General features: G+C 71.7%; 19 protein-coding genes. 16 read left to right on the top strand and 3 right to left on the bottom strand.

The genetic code is table 11. The features are described 5' to 3' along the window. Positions 1 to 503 precede the first annotated feature (503 nt). The 7 genes from FHX40_RS17065 (at position 504) to FHX40_RS17030 (ending at position 6,365) form a co-directional block, all read left to right on the top strand. Positions 504 to 1,367 (top strand): helix-turn-helix domain-containing protein, encoded by an 864-nt coding sequence (locus FHX40_RS17065; protein WP_229788994.1) that lies wholly within the window; start codon positions 504 to 506, stop codon positions 1,365 to 1,367. Between the two features lie 19 nt (positions 1,368 to 1,386). Continuing rightward, positions 1,387 to 1,608, top strand: coding sequence for a DUF397 domain-containing protein (locus FHX40_RS17060; protein ID WP_142260547.1), 222 nt, complete (start codon positions 1,387 to 1,389; stop codon positions 1,606 to 1,608). Between the two features lie 316 nt (positions 1,609 to 1,924). After that, positions 1,925 to 2,143 carry a DUF397 domain-containing protein gene (locus tag FHX40_RS17050; RefSeq protein ID WP_142260546.1) on the top strand — a complete coding sequence of 73 codons (219 nt, stop codon included), beginning with the start codon at positions 1,925 to 1,927 and terminating at the stop codon, positions 2,141 to 2,143. 298 nt (positions 2,144 to 2,441) lie between these two features. Further along, on the top strand, positions 2,442 to 3,566 hold the full coding sequence (locus tag FHX40_RS17045) for a sensor histidine kinase (RefSeq protein WP_229788992.1): 1,125 nt from the start codon (positions 2,442 to 2,444) through the stop codon (positions 3,564 to 3,566). Further along, positions 3,563 to 4,231, top strand: a complete 669-nt coding sequence (locus tag FHX40_RS17040; protein ID WP_142260545.1) for a response regulator — start codon at positions 3,563 to 3,565, stop codon at positions 4,229 to 4,231. The genes FHX40_RS17045 and FHX40_RS17040 overlap by 4 nt, the downstream gene beginning before the upstream one ends. A gap of 117 nt (positions 4,232 to 4,348) precedes the next feature. Continuing rightward, on the top strand, positions 4,349 to 5,611 hold the full coding sequence (locus FHX40_RS17035) for a cytochrome ubiquinol oxidase subunit I (RefSeq protein ID WP_142260544.1): 1,263 nt from the start codon (positions 4,349 to 4,351) through the stop codon (positions 5,609 to 5,611). A 10-nt stretch (positions 5,612 to 5,621) separates the two neighbouring features. Then, entirely contained in the window at positions 5,622 to 6,365 is a 744-nt protein-coding gene (locus FHX40_RS17030; RefSeq protein WP_142260543.1) for a cytochrome d ubiquinol oxidase subunit II, read from the top strand. Positions 6,366 to 6,391: 26 nt separating this feature from the next. Here FHX40_RS17030 and rplK read toward each other — a convergent pair whose 3' ends face one another. Then, positions 6,392 to 6,817, bottom strand: a complete 426-nt coding sequence (gene rplK / locus FHX40_RS17025; protein WP_142260542.1) for a 50S ribosomal protein L11 — start codon at positions 6,815 to 6,817, stop codon at positions 6,392 to 6,394. Between the two features lie 38 nt (positions 6,818 to 6,855). On the opposite strand from rplK, the gene FHX40_RS17020 reads away from it, so the two are divergent. The 3 genes from FHX40_RS17020 (at position 6,856) to FHX40_RS17010 (ending at position 9,107) form a co-directional block, all read left to right on the top strand. Continuing rightward, entirely contained in the window at positions 6,856 to 7,764 is a 909-nt protein-coding gene (locus FHX40_RS17020; protein ID WP_170198868.1) for a helix-turn-helix domain-containing protein, read from the top strand. A gap of 180 nt (positions 7,765 to 7,944) precedes the next feature. Next, a complete protein-coding gene (locus FHX40_RS17015) occupies positions 7,945 to 8,460 on the top strand; it encodes a nitroreductase family protein (RefSeq protein WP_142260540.1) in 516 nt (171 codons plus the stop codon). Continuing rightward, a complete protein-coding gene (locus FHX40_RS17010) occupies positions 8,454 to 9,107 on the top strand; it encodes a dienelactone hydrolase family protein (RefSeq protein WP_142260539.1) in 654 nt (217 codons plus the stop codon). Before FHX40_RS17015 ends, FHX40_RS17010 begins: the two co-directional genes overlap by 7 nt. A gap of 99 nt (positions 9,108 to 9,206) precedes the next feature. Here FHX40_RS17010 and lpdA read toward each other — a convergent pair whose 3' ends face one another. Then, a complete protein-coding gene (lpdA, locus tag FHX40_RS17005) occupies positions 9,207 to 10,607 on the bottom strand; it encodes a dihydrolipoyl dehydrogenase (protein ID WP_142260538.1) in 1,401 nt (466 codons plus the stop codon). Positions 10,608 to 10,736: 129 nt separating this feature from the next. Between lpdA and FHX40_RS17000 the strand changes: the two genes are divergently transcribed. The 5 genes from FHX40_RS17000 (at position 10,737) to FHX40_RS16980 (ending at position 16,436) form a co-directional block, all read left to right on the top strand. Next, positions 10,737 to 11,183, top strand: coding sequence for a type II toxin-antitoxin system PemK/MazF family toxin (locus FHX40_RS17000; RefSeq protein WP_229788990.1), 447 nt, complete (start codon positions 10,737 to 10,739; stop codon positions 11,181 to 11,183). Positions 11,184 to 11,591: 408 nt separating this feature from the next. Then, positions 11,592 to 12,914, top strand: a complete 1,323-nt coding sequence (locus FHX40_RS16995; RefSeq protein ID WP_229788988.1) for an MGH1-like glycoside hydrolase domain-containing protein — start codon at positions 11,592 to 11,594, stop codon at positions 12,912 to 12,914. 155 nt (positions 12,915 to 13,069) lie between these two features. Beyond that, complete coding sequence (locus FHX40_RS16990) at positions 13,070 to 14,140, top strand: glucosyl-3-phosphoglycerate synthase (protein ID WP_280525115.1); 1,071 nt, start codon at positions 13,070 to 13,072, stop codon at positions 14,138 to 14,140. A 573-nt stretch (positions 14,141 to 14,713) separates the two neighbouring features. Beyond that, the gene (locus FHX40_RS16985; protein WP_170198867.1) at positions 14,714 to 15,019 is read left to right on the top strand and encodes an STAS domain-containing protein; all 306 of its coding nucleotides are present in this window, start codon (positions 14,714 to 14,716) and stop codon (positions 15,017 to 15,019) included. 313 nt (positions 15,020 to 15,332) lie between these two features. After that, positions 15,333 to 16,436: a PP2C family protein-serine/threonine phosphatase gene (locus FHX40_RS16980; RefSeq protein ID WP_229788986.1), complete on the top strand. Its 1,104-nt coding sequence runs from the start codon at positions 15,333 to 15,335 to the stop codon at positions 16,434 to 16,436. Between the two features lie 274 nt (positions 16,437 to 16,710). Here the strand turns inward: FHX40_RS16980 and FHX40_RS16975 are convergent, their stop codons facing one another. Next, the gene (locus FHX40_RS16975; RefSeq protein ID WP_142260535.1) at positions 16,711 to 16,947 is read right to left on the bottom strand and encodes a DUF397 domain-containing protein; all 237 of its coding nucleotides are present in this window, start codon (positions 16,945 to 16,947) and stop codon (positions 16,711 to 16,713) included. Positions 16,948 to 17,431: 484 nt separating this feature from the next. Between FHX40_RS16975 and FHX40_RS16970 the strand changes: the two genes are divergently transcribed. Continuing rightward, positions 17,432 to 17,932 (top strand): ATP-binding protein, encoded by a 501-nt coding sequence (locus FHX40_RS16970; RefSeq protein WP_142260534.1) that lies wholly within the window; start codon positions 17,432 to 17,434, stop codon positions 17,930 to 17,932. Positions 17,933 to 17,957 lie beyond the last annotated feature (25 nt).

The following is a 17,957-nucleotide window of genomic DNA, read 5'->3' as shown; positions in this document are numbered from 1 at the left end:
CGAGCTCGCCGGTGAGCAGGATCGCGTCGTCCAGCCGGGGATGGCCGGCGCCGAGCAGCTCGGCCACGAAAGCCCGCGCCGGGCGCACCTCGGCCGGGCTCGCGGCGAACCGCCGGGTGACCATCGGCGCGGCCGACAGCACGTCGAGCGCGAACAGCTCCCAGCGAGGATCGCCCTTCGGCGGCCGCTCCGCCGTGCCGTACCCGCCGGGGCCTGACCCGCCGGGCGGCTCGGCGACGGTTCCGGACCCACGACCCGGCCCTCGCCATCGTGCGGTGAGACCGCCTAGCACGACCGCCGGCACCCGGGAACGCCTCACGATCACGCACTCACCCCCTGTGGTGTGCGCGTTTGCCCCGCTATGTAGGGATTTGTTCACTCTGGGTCATCGAACGACTACCTATGACTAGCAGATGCGTGCAGGTCTGCGCGTGGGTTTCTCAAACTCTTCGCAATGCGTTCATGACTCGTAGTAATCTCTCCCGTGGTCCTACCGTGATGGGGTGATTACGATCAGTGTCAAGCGTGGGATGACGCTGCGCGCCCAATGGCTGGGGCGGCAGTTGCGGGAGCTGCGTGAGTCCGCCGGCCTCCTGCTCAAGGACGCGGGCGAGCACCTGGGCAAGGACGGGACCACCGTGAGCCGGTACGAGGCCGGCCTCATCCCCGCCCGCCCCGACGACGTCCGGGCGCTCCTCGACCTGTACGGCGTGGCGGACAAGGCCCAGCGCGACGCCCTGCTGGCGCTCGCGAAGGACGTGTGGCAGCTCGGCTGGTGGGACAACTACACCGGGAACCTCGCCCAGAACATCGTCGACTACGCCTGGCTCGAGTCCCGGGCCCGCCGTATCCGCTCCTTCGAGGTCTCCGTGGTCTTCGGCCTGCTGCAGACCCCGGCGTACATGTCCGCCGTGATCCGCGGGGCCGACCCCACCGCCACGATCTCCACCTCAGGTGCGCGGTTCCGGCTCAAGCGGCAGGAGATCCTCGCCACCCCCGACCCGCCGCAGATCGAGGCGATCATCGACGAGAGCGTGCTGTACCGCGCGCCCGGAGGTCCTGCCGTCCTCGAGGAACAGCTGCGGCACCTGATCAAGCTGGCGGCCTATCCCAACATCGAGCTGCGCGTCCTGCCGTTCTCCGCCACGACCTTCGCAAGCCCGGAGGGCTCCTTCCTCATCTTCGAAATGCCCGAGCCATATCCGGAAATCGGATATGCCGATACTCCGGCCGGAAGCATTTACATCGAGGCGAATGGCGTCCAGCAGCTTATGCTGAAGTACGACCGCATTCGCCGGGATTGTCTGGACTCGGCCGAGTCGATCGAACTGATCCGGGCGACCGCGGACAAGCTTGCGAGGTCCTAGACGCGAGGCGGCAGAGAACATGGCGGATTCCGAGCGGCTTCCCGTGGCCTGGCGCATCAGCAGCTACAGCGCCAGCGGTGGCAGCAACTGCGTCGAGGCCGGCCCGGTGTTGGACGGATCCGGGCGGGTGGCGGTACGCCACAGCAAGAACCCCGGCGGCCCCGTGATCGTCTTCACCCGCGCCGAATGGGAAGCCTTCCTCGCCGGGGTCCGCAACGGCGAGTTCGACTTCCAGGCGTAGGCCGGCCGACCGAAGGCCGTCACCCGGCTCCTGCTGCGTGGCGTGCCCCGGGACGTGATCGGCACAAACTGGGCGGTCGTCTGGACGACAACTCGTGCTCGAGTATGAGGACTTCGATCACGGCCGCGGACCGCGAGCGGTTCCGTACCGGAGTGGTTCGCAAATCTGCTGCCCGAGCGCGGCGGCGGCCTTCGCACGCTCATCGCCCGGGAACTCCGCCGTGCGAACCCCCATGACTTCCAGGTTCCGAGTCTGCGAAATTGATTAGGGCGATTTCCAACGGACTGTAGCCGGCCAACGTAGCGAGGCGGCAACGATGGCGAACCCCGACCTTCCCGTAGCCTGGCACATCAGCAGCTTCAGCCCCAGCGGTGGCAGCAACTGCGTCGAGGCCGGTCCGGTGCTGGATGGGACGGGACGCATCGCCGTCCGCCACAGCCATCACCCTGACGGTCCGGTGATCATGTACACCCGCGCCGAATGGGACGCCTTCCTCGCCGGCGTCCGCAACGGCGAGTTCGACTTCAATGCCTAGCTCGACGGCCCTGATCGCGGTCTCGTGGCCGCGTTCCGCCGGGCATTCGGGCTGACCGGCCGCGATTTCCACGTCCCGTCGGGAATTGCGCCTCCGGCGGTTCGCCGACCGTGCCCGTACGCCGGGTGACCGCCCCGGATGAGACGGTCACCGGCGCGCCAGGCCGTACCCCGGTGCCTGGGCGGCCGGGGGAGTGCCGTGTCGGCCGCGGGTCGTACGGCGGGGCCGCGCGGATACGACCAGCGGCGTATGGCCCATAGGTTGGTAAGCCGTGGACAATGCGGGCACGGTGCTGAGTATGCGGAGGATCCCGGCGCGCACGATGGTGTCCCTCGCCATCGTGGGGACCACCGTGGCCGGGCTCGTCGTGACCTGGCTGCTGCGGCGGGACCTGCAGCCGAACGCCCTCGACGTGCTGTTGCCGCTGGTCGCCATGGGCGGCGTGCTGGTGCGCGAGCGGTGGCCGGTCGTCGCGCTGGTCGTCGTGATGGCGGCGACGCTCGCCTACTACCCCTACTCGGCGCTGGACGCGCCGATCATCTTCCTGCCGTTCGTGGCCCTGTTCACCGCCGCCGAGCGCGGCCACCTCGTGCCCGCGATCGCCATCGGGGCCACCGGACTGATCGTGATGGGCCTGGGGGAGACCGGCGAGGTCCGGCACGTCGACGACAGCGCGTTCATGATGATCTCGGGCTGGGTGGTCGCCGCGATCGCCGCCGGAAGCGTGAGCCGTAACCGGTCCCGGTACCTGCAGGAGGCGGAACGGCGGGCGCGGGAGGCCGAGCAGAACCGGGAGGCGGAGGCCCGGCGGCGGGCCGGGGAGGAGCGGCTGCGCATCGCCCGCGAGCTGCACGACGTGATCGGGCACAACGTGTCCCTGATCAACGTGCAGGCGTCGGCCGCGCTGCACGGGCTGGAGAAACGGCCGGAGGACGCCGAGCGGGCGCTGCGGGCGATCAAGGACATCAGCAAGGAGACGCTGCGCGAGCTGCGCGCCACGCTGGGGGCGCTGCGCCAGGTCGACGAGGAGGCGCCGACCACGCCGGCCGACAGCCTGGCCCGGGTGGACGAGCTGGTCAGGTCGTCCGGGCTGGACGTGCGTACCGAGCTGTCCGGGCCGCTGGACCGCCTGCCCGTCGAGGTCGACCTCGCCGCGACCCGCATCATCCGCGAGGCGCTCACCAACGTCCACCGGCATTCCGGGACGAACGAGGCGACCCTCACCATCACCCGCGACGACGGAAGGATCCTGATCGAGGTGGCGGACGACGGTCCGGGGGCCGCGTTCACCGAGGGCAGCGGCCTCGGCATCCTCGGCATGCGCGAGCGGGCCGCGGCGCTCGGCGGCACCGTGGAGGCCGGGCCCCGGCCTGAGGGCGGCTTCCGGGTCACCGCCGAACTACCCCTGAACGGAGTGCGATGATCCGCGTGCTGCTCGCCGACGACCAGACGCTCGTCCGCGCCGGGTTCCGGTCCATCCTCAGCGACGAGGACGACATCGAGGTGGTCGCCGAGGCGGCCACCGGCGCCGAGGCGGTGGCGAGGGCGCGCGAGACCGCGCCCGACGTGGTGCTCATGGACATCCGCATGCCCGAGCTCGACGGGCTCGAGGCCACCCGGCGGATCGCCGCCGACCCCCGGCTCGACGCGGTCAAGGTGATCATCCTTACCACCTTCGACCTCGACGACTACATCTACGGCGCGCTGCGGGCCGGGGCGAGCGGGTTCCTGGTGAAGGACACCGAGCCCGCCGAGCTGATCCACGCGGTACGCGTGGTGGCCCGGGGCGACGCGCTGATCTCGCCCTCGGTCACCCGGCGGCTCATCGCCGAGTTCGCCTCCCGGGTGAAGCGGCCCGAGCCCGACCCCGAGCTCAACGCGCTCACCGAACGCGAGCGCGAGGTCCTCGCGCTCATCGCGGGCGGCCTGTCCAACGACGAGATCGCCGGGAAGCTCGTGGTCAGCCCGGCGACCGTCAAGACCCACGTCAGCCGCATCATGACCAAGCTGCGGGCCCGCGACCGGGCCCAGCTCGTGGTGCTCGCCTACGAGAGCGCGCTCGTCACCCCGGGCTGGCTCGGCACCTGACCGAGAGGCGTACTACGACGGCGGTATCGGGGCGGCGGCGACCGGTACCCGGGACGTAGCGCGAATGCCAACCGCGGGACGACGCGCGAACGGCGGCCGTACCCGGATGCTGCTCGCATGGACACCGTCGACCTCGCCCGCCTGCAGTTCGCGCTCACCGCGGGCGCGCACTTCTCGTTCGTGGCGCTCACGCTCGGGCTCGCCACGCTCGTGGCCGTCATCCAGACGCGCGCCACGATCGGCCGGAGCGCGGTGCACATGCGCATGACCCGCTTCTGGGGGCAGCTCTACGTCATCAACTACGCGATGGGCATCATCACCGGCCTGGTGATGGAGTTCCAGCTCGGGCTGTCGTGGAGCGGGCTCACCGACTTCGCGGGCAACGCGTTCGGGGCCGCCCTCGCGCTGGAGACGGTGATCGCGTTCTTCATCGAGTCGACCTTCCTCGGCCTGTGGATCTTCGGCTGGGGCCGGATCAACCGGTGGGCGCACCTCGCGCTCATCTGGGTGGTCGTGCTCACCGCGTACGCCTCGGCGTTCTGGGTCCTGATCGCCAACGGCTTCATGCAGAACCCGGTCGGGTACCGCCGCGACGGCGACGTGCTCCACGTGACCGACTTCGGGGCGATGGTCACCAACCCGGCGGCGACCGTCGCGTTCGGGCACGTGCTCGGGGCCTCGTTCCTGGTCGGCGCGTTCGTCATGGCCGGGGTGAGCGCGTACCACCTCGCCCGCCGTACCGCCGAGCGGGAGCTCTTCCGCAAGTCGCTGCGGCTCGGGATCGGCGTGTCGCTGCCCGCCTCGATCCTCACCGCGGCCTTCGGCGGCATCGGGTTCGGCATGATCCAGCCGAACAAGGCCGCCGCGTTCAACGCCGACCCGGTGCGGATCGCCCAGGTGCAGGCCGAGATGACCGCGCTGCACGGGCCCGGGGACTACGTGCCGCCGGTGGGCTGGGTGGCGGGCGGCGGGATCACCATGCTCACCGCGTTCGGGCTGATCTTCTACCTCTCGATGGGGAGCGTGCCGCTCATGCTCTTCAAGCGGGTGGTGTACGGCTTCCGCCTGTGGCACTGGACGCTCGTCGCGGCGATCCCGCTGCCGTTCGTCGCCGTGATCGGCGGCTGGATCTTCCGCGAGGTGGGGCGGCAGCCGTGGACCGTGTACGGCCTGCTCACCACGGCCGACGCGATGTCCCCGATGACCGAGGGGCAGGCGCGGTTCTCCCTGATCGCCTTCACCGCCGTGTTCGCCGTGCTCGTCGTGATCAATTACTGGCTGCTCGCCCGGGCCGCCCGGCGTGGGCCGGGTGAGGTGAGCCTCGGGGGCGCGCCGCGGCCCACCGCCCCCGAGCGGCCCGACCCGGCCCTGACCTTCTGAGGGAGTGCACGTGGAAACACTGCTGCTGGCGTTCTTCGCGATCGGCTACCTCGTGCTCGCCGGGGCCGACATCGGGGTCGGCATGATGCTGCCGTACCTGGGGCGCGGACCCGGCGAGCGGCGGGAGGTGCTCGCCGCCATCGCGCCGTTCTTCCTCGGCAACGAGGTGTGGCTGGTGGTGACCGGGGGCATGCTCGCCGGGCTCTTCCCCCGCCTCGAGGGCGAGCTGCTCGCCGCCAAGCCCGGCGTGGTGCTGTTGCTGCTGTCCTGGGTGCTCCGCGACGCGGGGCTCTGGCTGCGCAGCAGGATCCCGGCCCGCGGCTGGCAGACCTGGTGGGACGGCGTGATCGTCGCCGGGAGCTGGGGCCTCGCGCTGAGCTGGGGCACGCTGCTCAGCGGCGTGATCGGCATCGGCGGGCCGCCCGCGCTCATCCCGGCGGCGGTGCTCGCGGCGCTGTTCGCGGCGCACGGGCTGGCGTTCGCCGCGCTGCGGCTGCGCGGCACGCTGCGGCACCGGGCCGCGGTGCTCTCCGGGCACTCCGGCGGCACCGGGGAGGTGCGCACCTTCGCGCTCACCGCGGTGGCGCTGGCCGTGGTCGGCGTGCTGACCGGGCTGCGGCTCCCGCTGGAGGCGGGCTCGTCCGGATCCTGGCTGGCGCCGGTGATCCTCGCCCTGCTCCCGGCGCTCGTGGCCGCGCAGGCGTGGGTGTGGTGGACGTTCCGGCACCGCGTCACCGGCCCCTCGTACCTGTGAGCCGGTGACCCGGGCCGGGCCGTCGCTCAGTCGACCACGGTGAGGCCCATCGAGCGCGCCGTACCGGCGACGATCTTGATCGCCTTGTCCAGGTCGCTGGTGTTGAGGTCGGGGAGCTTGATCGTGGCCACCTCCTTGAGCTGGGCGGTGGTCACCACCCCGGCGCTCTGGTGCCCCGGCTTGGCCGCGCCCTTGTCGAGGCCCGCCACCTTGCGGATGAGCGACGCCGTCGTCGGCTGCTTGATCGCCAGGTCGAACGAGCGGTCCTCGTAGACGGTGATCACGGCCGGGACGACGAAGCCGCGCCGCTCGGCGGTGAGCGCGTTGTAGCGCCTGCAGAACTCCATCAGGTTGATGCCGAGCGGGCCGAGGTCCTTGCCCACGTTCGCCGGACCCGCCTCGCCGGCCGGGATGTGCAGGGTGACGACCCTGACCACCTTGTTCTTCGCCATGGCGGCCACGGTAAAGTCTCCAGTTACTGGAGACTCAAGTGGAATATTCGATAGGACGGCTCGCCGAACTCACCGGCATCCCGGTCAAGACGATCAGGTTCTACTCGGACACCGGAGTGCTGCCCGCCCCGGCGCGCACCCGCTCCGGCTACCGGCGCTACACCGACGAGCACCGGGTACGGCTGGAGCTCGTCCGCACGCTGCGCGAGATCGGCCTCGACCTCGCCACCATCCGCTCGATCAGCGGCAAGAGCGACCTCAGGCAGGTCCTCGCCCTGCACCTGCGGTCGGTGGAGACGCAGCTCGCGGCGCTGCGCCGTACCCGGGCCGTGCTCCGCGTCGCGCTCGGCAAGGACGCCCCGGACGAGCAGGACCTGCGCCGCCTGCACGCGCTCGGCAGGCTCGGCGCCGCGGAGATGGCCGCGCTCGTCGACGAGTTCATCGACGAGGTGGGCGGCGACATCCGGGCCCGGCACGAGTGGTTGTCGGCGATGCGCGACGCCATGCTGCCCGAGCTCCCCGAGGAGCCCACCACGGCCCAGCTCGACGCCTGGCTGGAGCTCGCCGAGCTGTTCGCCGACCGCGGCCTCCGGGAGAACCTGCGCAGGCAGAGCGAGCGGTACTGGAGCACGCCGCGCGACGCGGACGAGATGCGGCGGGTCAACGCGGCGGTCGTCGCCGAGGCGCTCGCCGCCGTGGACGCGGGCATCGCCCCCGACGCCCCGGAGGCACGGCCGGTGCTCGACCGGGTGCTCGAGCTGCGCGGCGAGACCCTCGAGGAGCTGGTACGCGCCTTCGACGAGCACGACCGGCGCGCCGAGCGGGTCTGGCAACTCGTCGCGATCATCCGCGGCGAGGAGTACGACCCCGCCCCGGGCCGGGCCTACGCCTGGATCGAACAGGCCGCCCGGGCGGCGGTGAGACGCGCGCGGCCGGACGCCGGATGAGCGCGAGCGCGGCCCGGCCGAGCAGACCGCGCAGCGTCGGCGCGGGGCCGCCGGCGAGCGCGCGGTCCACCTCGGCGAGCAGCTCAACGTCACGCTGCGCCCGGCCGATGGTGTGGGTCAAGCGCGGGGAGTGGGACGGCCGTCGTTTTCCCGCCGGAGGGGCGGGGTAGGGCGCGAGTCATGGAGACATGGGACGCGATCCGGGCGCGGCGGAACGTGCGGCGGTACGCGGACCGGGCGATCCCGCCCGAGCATCTCGACCGCATCCTCGAGGCCGGGCGGCGCGCGCCGTCGGCGCGCAACCGGCAGCCCTGGGACTTCGTCGTGGTCACCGACCGGGCGCAGCTCGCCGACCTGGCGAAGGTGTGGCAGGGCGCGGGGCACGTGGCCGAGTCCGCGGCCACGGTCGCGCTCGTCATCCCGGAGCCGGAGAACGAGGGCGAACGCCGGCACACGTACTTCGACCTGGGCCAGGCCGCCATGGCGATGATGCTCGCCGCCGTCGACCTCGGCATCGGCAGCGGTCACTCGGCGGTCGGCGACCAGGAGATGGCGCGCCGGGTGCTCGGCTTCCCGGAGGACCGGCTGTGCGCCTACCTGCTGGCGTTCGGCTACCCCGCCGACCGGCCGCTGCGGCCCATCGAGCGCCCCGACCGCAGGGACTTCGACGACGTGGTACACAGGGGGCGATGGTGAAGGCGACGATCGAGACGCTGACGATCGCGCTGAGCGGTGCCGAGGTCTACGCCGATCTCGCGCTTCCGCCGGACGCCGCCGGGTTGGTGGTGTTCGCGCACGGCAGCGGCAGCTCCCGGCACAGCCCGCGCAACCGGGCCGTGGCCGCCCACCTCAACGAGGCCGGGTTCGGCACGCTCCTGCTCGACCTGCTCACCGAGGCCGAGGAGGCCCGCGACGCGTGGACCGGCGAGCTGCGCTTCGACATCGGCCTGCTCACCGGGCGGCTGGTGGACACCCTCGACTGGCTCGCCGCCTGGCCGCGGACCCAGGGGCTGCCGCTCGGCCTGTTCGGGGCGAGCACCGGGGCCGCCGCGGCGCTCGGCGCGGCGGCCGCCCGGCCGGACCTGGTCCGCGCCGTGGTCTCCCGGGGAGGCCGGCCCGACCTGGCGGCCGAGGCACTGCCCCGGGTACGGGCGCCGGTGCTGCTCATCGTCGGCGGCCGTGACGACGTGGTGATCGAGCTCAACCGGGACGCCGGCCGCCTCATGACCGCGCCGCACGAGCTGGTGATCGTGCCGGGCGCGGGCCACCTGTTCGAGGAGCCGGGCGCGCTGGAGCGCGTCGCCGAGCTGGCGGCCCGCTGGTTCCGGAACCATCTGATCTGAGCCGGGCCCGGCCGGGGCCGGCCGGTCGACCCGGCCCGGCCGAGGCCGAGCACGGGCCGAGCGGGGATATCGGCAACGAGTGAGCGGGGGCGCCGCCCGTCACATGTTGATCATGTGGCCGGCGAGGCCGTGGATCGCCTCCTGGATCGCCTCGCTGAGCGTCGGGTGGGCGTGCACGTTGCGGGCCACCTCGTGCACGGTCAGGTCCCACTTCTGGGCGAGGGTGAGCTCGGGGAGCAGCTCGGTGACGTCCGGGCCGATCATGTGGGCGCCGATGATCTCGCCGTACGTGTCGTCGCTGATGATCTTGACGAAGCCGACCGTGTCGCCGAGGCCGTGCGCCTTGCCGTTCGCGGTGAAGGGGAACTTCGCCACCTTCACGTTGAAGCCCTTCTCGCGGGCCTGCTCCTCGGTGTAGCCGAAGCTGGCGATCTGCGGCTGGCAGTACGTCGCCCGGGGGATCATGACGTAGTCGAGCGGCATCGTCTCGGCCCCGGCGATCGTCTCGGCCGCGATCACGCCCATCGCCTCGGCGGTGTGCGCGAGCATGAGCTTGGCGGTCACGTCGCCGATGGCGAAGATGTGCGGCACGCTGGTGCGGCAGTGATCGTCGACGTCGATCGCGCCCCGGTCGGTGAGCCGTACCCCGGTGTTCTCCAGGCCGTAGCCCTCGACGCGCGGCTTGAAGCCGATCGCCTGCAGCACCTTGTCGGCCTCGAGCACCTGCGTGCCGTCCTTGCCGGAGACGGTGACGCGCACCTTGTCGCCGGAGTCGTCGATCGACTCGACCTTGGTCGAGGTGAGCACGTTGATGCCGAGCCGGCGGTAGCGGCGGGCGAGCTCGGCCGAGACCTCGGCGTCCTCGAGCGGCACGATCCGGTCGAGGAACTCCACGATCGTCACGTTGACGCCGTAGCTGTTGAGGATGTAGCCGAACTCCACGCCGATCGCGCCCGCGCCGGCGATGACGATGCTGCCCGGCAGCTTGTCGCTGAGGATCTGCTCCTCGTAGGTGACGACCCGCTCGCTGCGCCGGGTGCCCGGGAGCAGCCGGGTCTCCGCGCCCACCGCGATGATCGCGTTGTTGAAGGTGATCGTCTGGCTGCCGCCGTCGGCCGCGGTCACCCGCAGCGTGTGCGGGTCGACGAAGTGGCCGCGCCCCTCGTACTCGGTGATCTTGTTCTTCTTCATGAGGAAGCGCACGCCCTTGGCGCGGCCCTCGGCGACCTTTCGGCTGCGCTCGAACGCGGCCTGGTAGTCGAAGGTGATCTGGCCGTCGACGCGGATGCCGAACGTCTTCGCCTCGTGCGTGAGCAGGTGCGCCAGTTCGGCGTTGCGCAGCAGCGACTTGGACGGGATGCAGCCCACGTTGAGGCACACCCCGCCCCAGTAGCGCTCCTCGACGATCGCCGTTCTCAATCCAAGTTGCGCCGCCCTGATGGCGGCCACGTACCCGCCCGGTCCGGCGCCCACCACCACGACGTCGAAGTGTCCACTCATAGGGGAAACCCTATGCGTATTCCGGAGGCGAACATGCCCTGGGGCCGCGCCGTGTCCGGCGTCCCCGCGGCCCCGGCCGCCACGGGCGTACCTGGCGGCCCCGCCGTGCGCTTCCGTAGGCTGCCGGGCGTGCGTGATCTCAACGAGGACCCGCGCCCGGTGCACGGCGGGGTCCGGCAGGTGTACCACGTCGCGCGGGCGGCGACGATCGAATACTCGCCCGACCTCGACGGCATGGCCGACCCGGGGGAGATCGTGTGGGCCTGGGTGCCGTACGAGGAGGACCCGGACCGCGGCAAGGACCGGCCGATGCTCGTGGTGGGCCGCCACGGGCGCAGGCTGCTCGGCATGATGCTCTCCAGCCGCGGCGGCGACGCCCGCGACCCGGAGGACTGGCTGGAGCTCGGCACCGGTCCCTGGGACCGCCAGGGACGCGTCTCGTACCTGCGGCTCGACCGCATCTACGAGCTCGACGAGGACGACATCCGGCGCGAGGGCGCGGTGCTCGACCGGGCCCGGTTCGCGCGCGTGGCGGCCGTGCTGCGCCGCCGCCACGGCTGGGCCGCCGACGGCTGACCGGGCCGGCCCCGCCGTGCCATACCGGCGTGCCCGACGTAAAGATCAGATGAAAAGCGCGGTACGGCGGGGCCGGTCGCACGCATGATCCGGATTTCCGGCGCGTTTCCGGTCATTCCAGGAAACCCGATGTCCCGCGGCGCGGAGCGGGGTTGCATGTCCCCATTGTGGGGGTCGAGTGGCGATCGTCCGAGTTATCCGTAAGCTTTCTGACCAGGCAGAATGACGGCTTGTGAGCTGATAGAACTCTGCCGGAAACCCTTGTGTAGCACGCCGGAATCATGGATTCTATGACTGCTCCCCCTTGGCGCCGCCCGGACGACACACTTATGCGTAGTCGCGACGAAAGTGTGTGTCGGGCTACGTCATTTGCCCCATCACTTATGTCATGAAGAAAGTGGAAGTCCTGTGACAGCGCCGCTACGTGCCCAGGCGTCGCGCACCGCCACGGTCGCCGCCCCCGCGATCGACGATCTCCGTGAAGCGGCCGTGCGCGTGCTGTCGGCCAACTGGACCGGCACCCACTCCGTGCCCTCGCGGACGCTCTATCCGCACCAGTGGAGCTGGGACTCGGCCTTCATCGCGATCGGGCTGGCGGGCTGGGCCCCCGAACGAGCCCGCCGGGAGCTGCTCACGCTGTTCGACGCGCAGTGGCGGGACGGCAGGGTCCCGCACATCGTGTTCAGCCCGTCGGTGCCGGAGGAGGCGTACTTCCCCGGGCCCGCCTTCTGGCGGTCCCACGAGGCCCCGGCCGCGCCGCGGGCCGCCACCTCGGGGATCGTGCAGCCGCCGGTCCACGCGCTCGCCGCGTGGCGCGTCCACCAGCTCGCGCCCGACCGCGCCTTCCTCCGCGAGATCTACCCCCGGCTCGTCGCCCAGCAGGAGTACCTGCGCACCCACCGGCGGCCCGCCGGTGACGGGCTCGTGGCGATCGTGCACCCCTGGGAGTCGGGCATGGACAACAGCCCGGCCTGGGACGAGCCGCTCGCCGCGGTCCCGGCCGAGCCGCTGCGGGAGCGGCGGCGCGACATCACCCACGTCGCCCCGGACGAGCGGCCGACCGACCTCGACTACCAGCGCTACGTCGCGCTCGCCACCGCCTACCGGGACGGCGGATACCGGGACGACCGGCTGCTCGACGAGCACGCCTTCGTGGTCGCCGACCCGCTGTTCAACGCCGCGTACGGCGCGGCCGAGGCGGCGCTCGCCGACATCGCGGCGGAGATCGGCGGCGACCCGTGCCCCCACCTCGAGGAGGCCGAGGCGGTCACCCGGACCATGGTCGACCGCCTCTTCGACCCGGCCCGCAACCTGTTCCTCGCCCGCGACCTGCTCACCGGCAAGGCGCTGCCGGTGGACAGCGTCGCCGGGCTGATCCCGCTGATCCTGCCCGACCTGCCGGGCGACATCGCCGACCGCCTGATCGACACCGCGGTCACCCGGTTCGGCATCTACGCCGGGCTGCCGCCGAGCTACGCGCCGGGCGGGCCGGCGTTCGAGCGGGCGCGCTACTGGCGCGGTCCCGCCTGGGTCAACACGGCCTGGCTGCTGTGGCACGGCCTGCGGCAGCGGCGGGCGGAGCTCGCCACCCTGCTCGCGGAGAGCATCATCCGGGTCACCGCGACGTCGGGGTTCCGCGAGTACTTCGACCCGTTCACCTGGGAGGGCCACGGCTGCCACGATTTCGGCTGGTCGGCGGCGCTCACCCTGGACGTGCTCGACGCGCGGTAACGGATTTCACCGGCGGTGTGTCGCGGTGTCCGGCACATGTCGGACCGCGCACATCCGCCCTGGTGGCGCGGGGAGGAGGTTGCAACGAACAAGTTTCAGTTTTAGGCGTTCATTACGGTTGATTATGGGGATGTCGGCCCGCTAGAGAGTTCTTTATGCGATCCCAGGGGGCCGAAATGATCGACGACGAGCTGCAGGTTTATCCCCACCTCGACCTGGACGCCTCGTCAACGGCGACCCTGGCGCGGGTCCGCGAGTGGATGCGGCGCAACCGGTCCGCGGCCGAGTGGACCGCCGCCGAGCTCGTCGCCGCCAAGCGCGCGGACGGCGCCGACCGCACGATCAGCGTCGTCCTGCCCGCCCGTGACGAGCAGGAGACGGTCGGCGACATCGTCGCCACGATCCGCGCCGAGCTCGTCGAGGCCGTGCCACTCGTCGACGAGATCCTCGTCGTCGACTCCCGGTCCACCGACGACACCGCCAAGGTCGCCGCCGCGGCCGGCGCCCGGGTCGTCCACCAGGACGCGGTGCTCCCCGAGCTGCCGCCGATGTCCGGCAAGGGCGAGGCGCTGTGGAAGGGGCTCGCCGCGGCCCAGGGCGACCTCATCGTGTTCATCGACGCCGACCTGCGGAACTTCGGCGCGCACTTCGTCACCGGGCTGCTCGGCCCCCTGCTCACCGATCCCGGCGTGGTGTTCGTCAAGGGCGGCTACGAGCGCCCGCTCGTCACCCCGGACGGCGTGGTGCACCGGGGGGACGGGGGCCGGGTGACCGAGCTCGTCGCGCGCCCGATGATCAACCTCTACTGGCCGGAGCTCGCCGGGTTCGTGCAGCCGCTCGCCGGCGAGTACGCCGCCCGCCGCGAGGTGCTGGAGCGCGTGCCGTTCGTCACCGAGTACGGCGTCGAGCTGGGCCTGCTCATCGACCTGCTCGAGGCCGCGGGGCTGGACGCGATGGCCCAGGTGGACCTCGGCGTCCGCGAGCACCGCCACCAGTCCACCGCGGCGCTCGGCCGGATGGCCGCGCAGATCATGCTCACCGCCTGGTCCCGCCTGGAACGCCAGGGCCGGGTGGTGACGCCCGAGCCGCTCAACGCCACCCTGCTCCAGTTCGACCGGGACGAGCGCGGCCGCGCCCGGGTGAGCGACGTGAGCGTCGCGGAACGCCCGCCGCTCGCCTCGGTGCTCGCGGACCTGGCGCGGGCGGGCTCCGCCGACCGGGGCTGACCGGCCGCCCCGCCGTACCGCCCGGCCGTACGGCCCGGCCGCGGGACCGTCGGTGGCCTGCGGTACGGTGATCGGCGGCCGTACGGCCCGGCCATGCCGTACCCTGTGCCGGCGCGGCCGGGAGATGTGATTTCGGTCACCGGCGGCCGGTGCGCGGCGAGCGGCCCGAGTCCGCCCGCCTGGCCCGCGGAAAACGGCGGTGACCAGCGCGTTCGTACCCCTGGGCGCGCCGGTCCCGGGTGCGGGGGAGGGGCTCGCGAGACCGGGAGCGCGCGCTGTTTCATGATCACGTTTCGCCTACGGCCGAATAAAGCGGGAAGCGAGAACGTTCTTCACAAAAACGAGAGACATACAGGGGCGAGAGCGTTTGGATGTCGGTGACGACACAACCCTCTACGCCGGAGAAGGCGCTGACATATGGAGTCCACTCACGGGAGCTTCCCGATCCCCCTCGGGGACGATGGCGTGACCGCCGTCCGCGGTGTCAACGGTGCGGCCCTCACCTCGTTCACGAGCGTGCGGCGGCCGACGAGGATCGGAGCGCCGGCGATTCCGCTGCGCACCGTCACCCGGGTGGGAGCCGACGGGGCCCCGGTCATCGAGGTCCACGGAGAGCTGGACATCGTCACCGCCGGGCCGCTGCGCGAGGTGATCGAGTCGGTGGCGGAGACCCGCTGCGCGATCATCACCGTCGACCTGGCCGGCGTGCCGTTCTGTGACCTGGTCGGGCTGGAGGAACTGGTCAAGGCCGCCGATGGGCTCGCGGCCCGCTGCGGCCGACTCACCCTCGCCAATCCGCCCTCCAGCCTGCGGCGTCTGCTCCAGGTGACCGGCCTGAGCCGCCGGTTCCACCGGATCATCGACGCGGGCACGGACTGACCGTACGGCCGGGCCGTCCGGGAGGCCGCGACCCCACCCCGGCGGCCGGTTCCCGGTCATGCCCGGTCGGTTGCATGCGGTCGCGGGGGATTGCGGGCGCGGCCGGACGGCGTACGCTGAGGACGTCCCCCTTTCTCCCACCCGGCGGAAGGCGAGTTCCCCGCCCCGGCAGGTCACCCAGCGCCCAGTCGAATCGAGGAGTAACGCCGTGACGGTCGAGCGCACACGCAGGTAACGGCGCGTACAGCGGCAGAGGCGAAACGTGATGTCCAACGCCGTTCCCCCCCGGACGGCCGTGGTCGTGGTGGCGTGCATGAAGACACAGAGGTTGCTGGAACTGCTCCCCTTCGCGGTCATGGGGGCGGTGGTCGTGGTGGACGTGGTGACCGGCCCCGGGGTCGGTTACCTGCCGTTGCTGTCCCTCGGCCCCGCGTTCGCCAGCGTCTCCTGCACGGTGCGGCGCACCACGCTGATCGGACTGCTCGCCGTCGCCCTGTGCGTGGTGCTCGTCGCGTACAACGAACAGGAGTGGACCCCGCGGAACATCCTGAACGTGCTGGCCATCGTCGGCGTCACGATCGCCAGCATGTGGGCGAGCGCCGGACGCATCCGGCGCGAGCGGCAGCTCGCCAACGTGACCCTCGTCGCCGAGGCCGCCCAGCGGGTGCTGCTGCGGCCGGTGCCCCGGCGGGCCGGCGACCTCGACGTCGCGCTCTCCTACACGTCCGCCGCCGCGGAGGCGCGCATCGGCGGCGACCTGTACGAGGTGGTGACCACGCCCGACGGCGTCCGCGTGATCGTCGGTGACGTGCAGGGCAAGGGCCTGGAGGCGGTGGAGACCGCGGCCCTGGTCGTGGGCACGTTCCGGCAGGCCGCCTACGACCAGGCCGACCTGCAGGGCGTGGTGTCGCGGCTCGAGCAGGTGCTCGCCCGGCACCTCCCGGACGAGGAGCGGTTCGTCTCCGCGATCATCGCCGAGGTGACCGGCGACGGCGGCATCTCGTTCATCAACTGCGGCCACCCGCCCCCGCTGATGCTCTACAAGGACGGCACGAGCGTGTTCGCCGAGCCGCCCGAGGAGTCGCCGCCGCTCGGGCTCACCGACCTGCGGCTGGAGGTCCCCAAGCCGTTCCATCAGCCGTTCGGCCCAGGGGACCGCGTGCTGCTGTACACCGACGGCGTCATCGAGGCGCGCAACCGCAACGGCGTCTTCTACCCGCTGCCGGAGCGGGCGCACATCCTCCGCGAGAAGGAGGACCCGCAGGTGGCGCTCGACGCGCTCCGCGCCGACCTGCTCCGCCACGTCGGCAGCCCGCTCGCCGACGACGCGGCCATGCTGCTGCTGCACTGGCCCGAGCCCGAGCTTCGCCCCGCGGAGCCGCTGGACCCGTTGGGGCAGCGGCACGACACCACGTGATCCGCCGGCGCGGTACGGCCCGGCGGTGGGTACGGCCGGCGTCCCGCGTGCGTTCCGGTCGCCGAGGTCGGATACGGGGTTCATGAGCGGCCCGCCCTGCGGCGGGCGGGATGGTTGTGACGGTCAGGGCCGGTGGACCCCGGGCGGATCACGGGTGCCGTCGCCCGGCGCCGGCAAGGGGTGAGGGCCGGTCCGGCCGGGCCGATCGCCGGGGCGGGTGGGCGGAAAGGTAATGGGGCCCGCCCCCCACGGACGGGCCCCATTGGTGGGATGGTCATCGGGTCAGGTCGTCGAACTCGCCGTCCTTCGCGCCGGCGACGAAGGCGGCGACCTCGGCGGCCGTGAATATCAGAGCAGGCCCGTTGGGGTGGCGGGAGTTCCGCACGGCGAACCCGCCGTCGGCGAGCCGCGCCACCTCCACGCAGTTACCACTGGGGTTGCTGTGGCTGCTCTTTCGCCACACGACACCCTCGAGCCGGTCGGCCGGGATGCCGTTGTATATCTCGCTCATCGCGTCTCACCCCGATGCGGATGCACGTGCATATGTAAGTACAGACGACGTTGCCTTTGCAAGATACGCCACACAAGCCCGTGGTGACCGGGAAATCGGTCAAGTCGAAACCCATGTTTCTTCACGTCCGGATCAAGGGCACTTTGTGATCACCGCGGCGTGATCATGGCGCTTCGCGGCGTGACGTCCCAGGTGGCGGCCGGTACGCGTTGTCACCGAGGGGCGAACGCCGCCGATCCGATGATTTCGGTCGGGTACCGCGTACGCGCAGGCCACGGCCCCGTCCGGGGGTATGGCGGGACGGCATTCGCGGTGGTGAGGGACGTGAAGGGCGTCACCCCTCCGCGACCACTGGGGATTCGGTCACGCGAACGTGCGGACGTACGTGACCGATGCACGTGAATCTGTCCCTTGCATATGGAATCGTCTTCCACGAAGATTGTCTCCCGACCGTGCCCGCCGAACTCACGCCACGGGGACCGCAATGACCGCCTACCCGCTGTCCTGGACCGCGGAGAAGTCAACCAGGGGACACGTCCCCGGCTGGCTGCCGGGCGCGGTCGTCCAGCCGAACCCCGCAGTGGTCGAGCGCGCGTACGGCCTCGGTGCGGACCGGCTCTGCGCGCGCACGGCGCGGGAGTTCACGCAGCAGACGCTTCGGGACTGGGGGCTGGAGGCGCTCGCCTTCGACGTCGAGCTCGTGGTGAGCGAGCTGGTGACCAACGCGTTACGGCACGCCGTACCCCATCTCGCCGCCCCCCGGCCGATCCGGCTCCGCCTGCTCCGCCACGCCGGCCACCTCGTGTGCGCCGTGCACGACCCGAGCGACCGTCCCCCGGTCGTCAACCACGAGGACGAGCTCGCCGAGTCCGGGCGCGGGCTCAACCTCGTGGAGGCGCTCGCCGTCGCCTGGGGGTGGTCGCCGCTCCGCACCGGCAAGGTGGTCTGGGCCGCCTTCGCCGTCGACTCCGCCGCACACCGCTGAGCCGCCGGCCGCGCCGCCGGTCCAC

Source organism: Thermopolyspora flexuosa (assembly GCF_006716785.1).
GTDB classification, from domain to species: domain Bacteria; phylum Actinomycetota; class Actinomycetes; order Streptosporangiales; family Streptosporangiaceae; genus Thermopolyspora; species Thermopolyspora flexuosa.
Note: the sequence above shows the minus strand (reverse complement) of the source record. Positions and strands in the feature narration are given on the sequence as shown.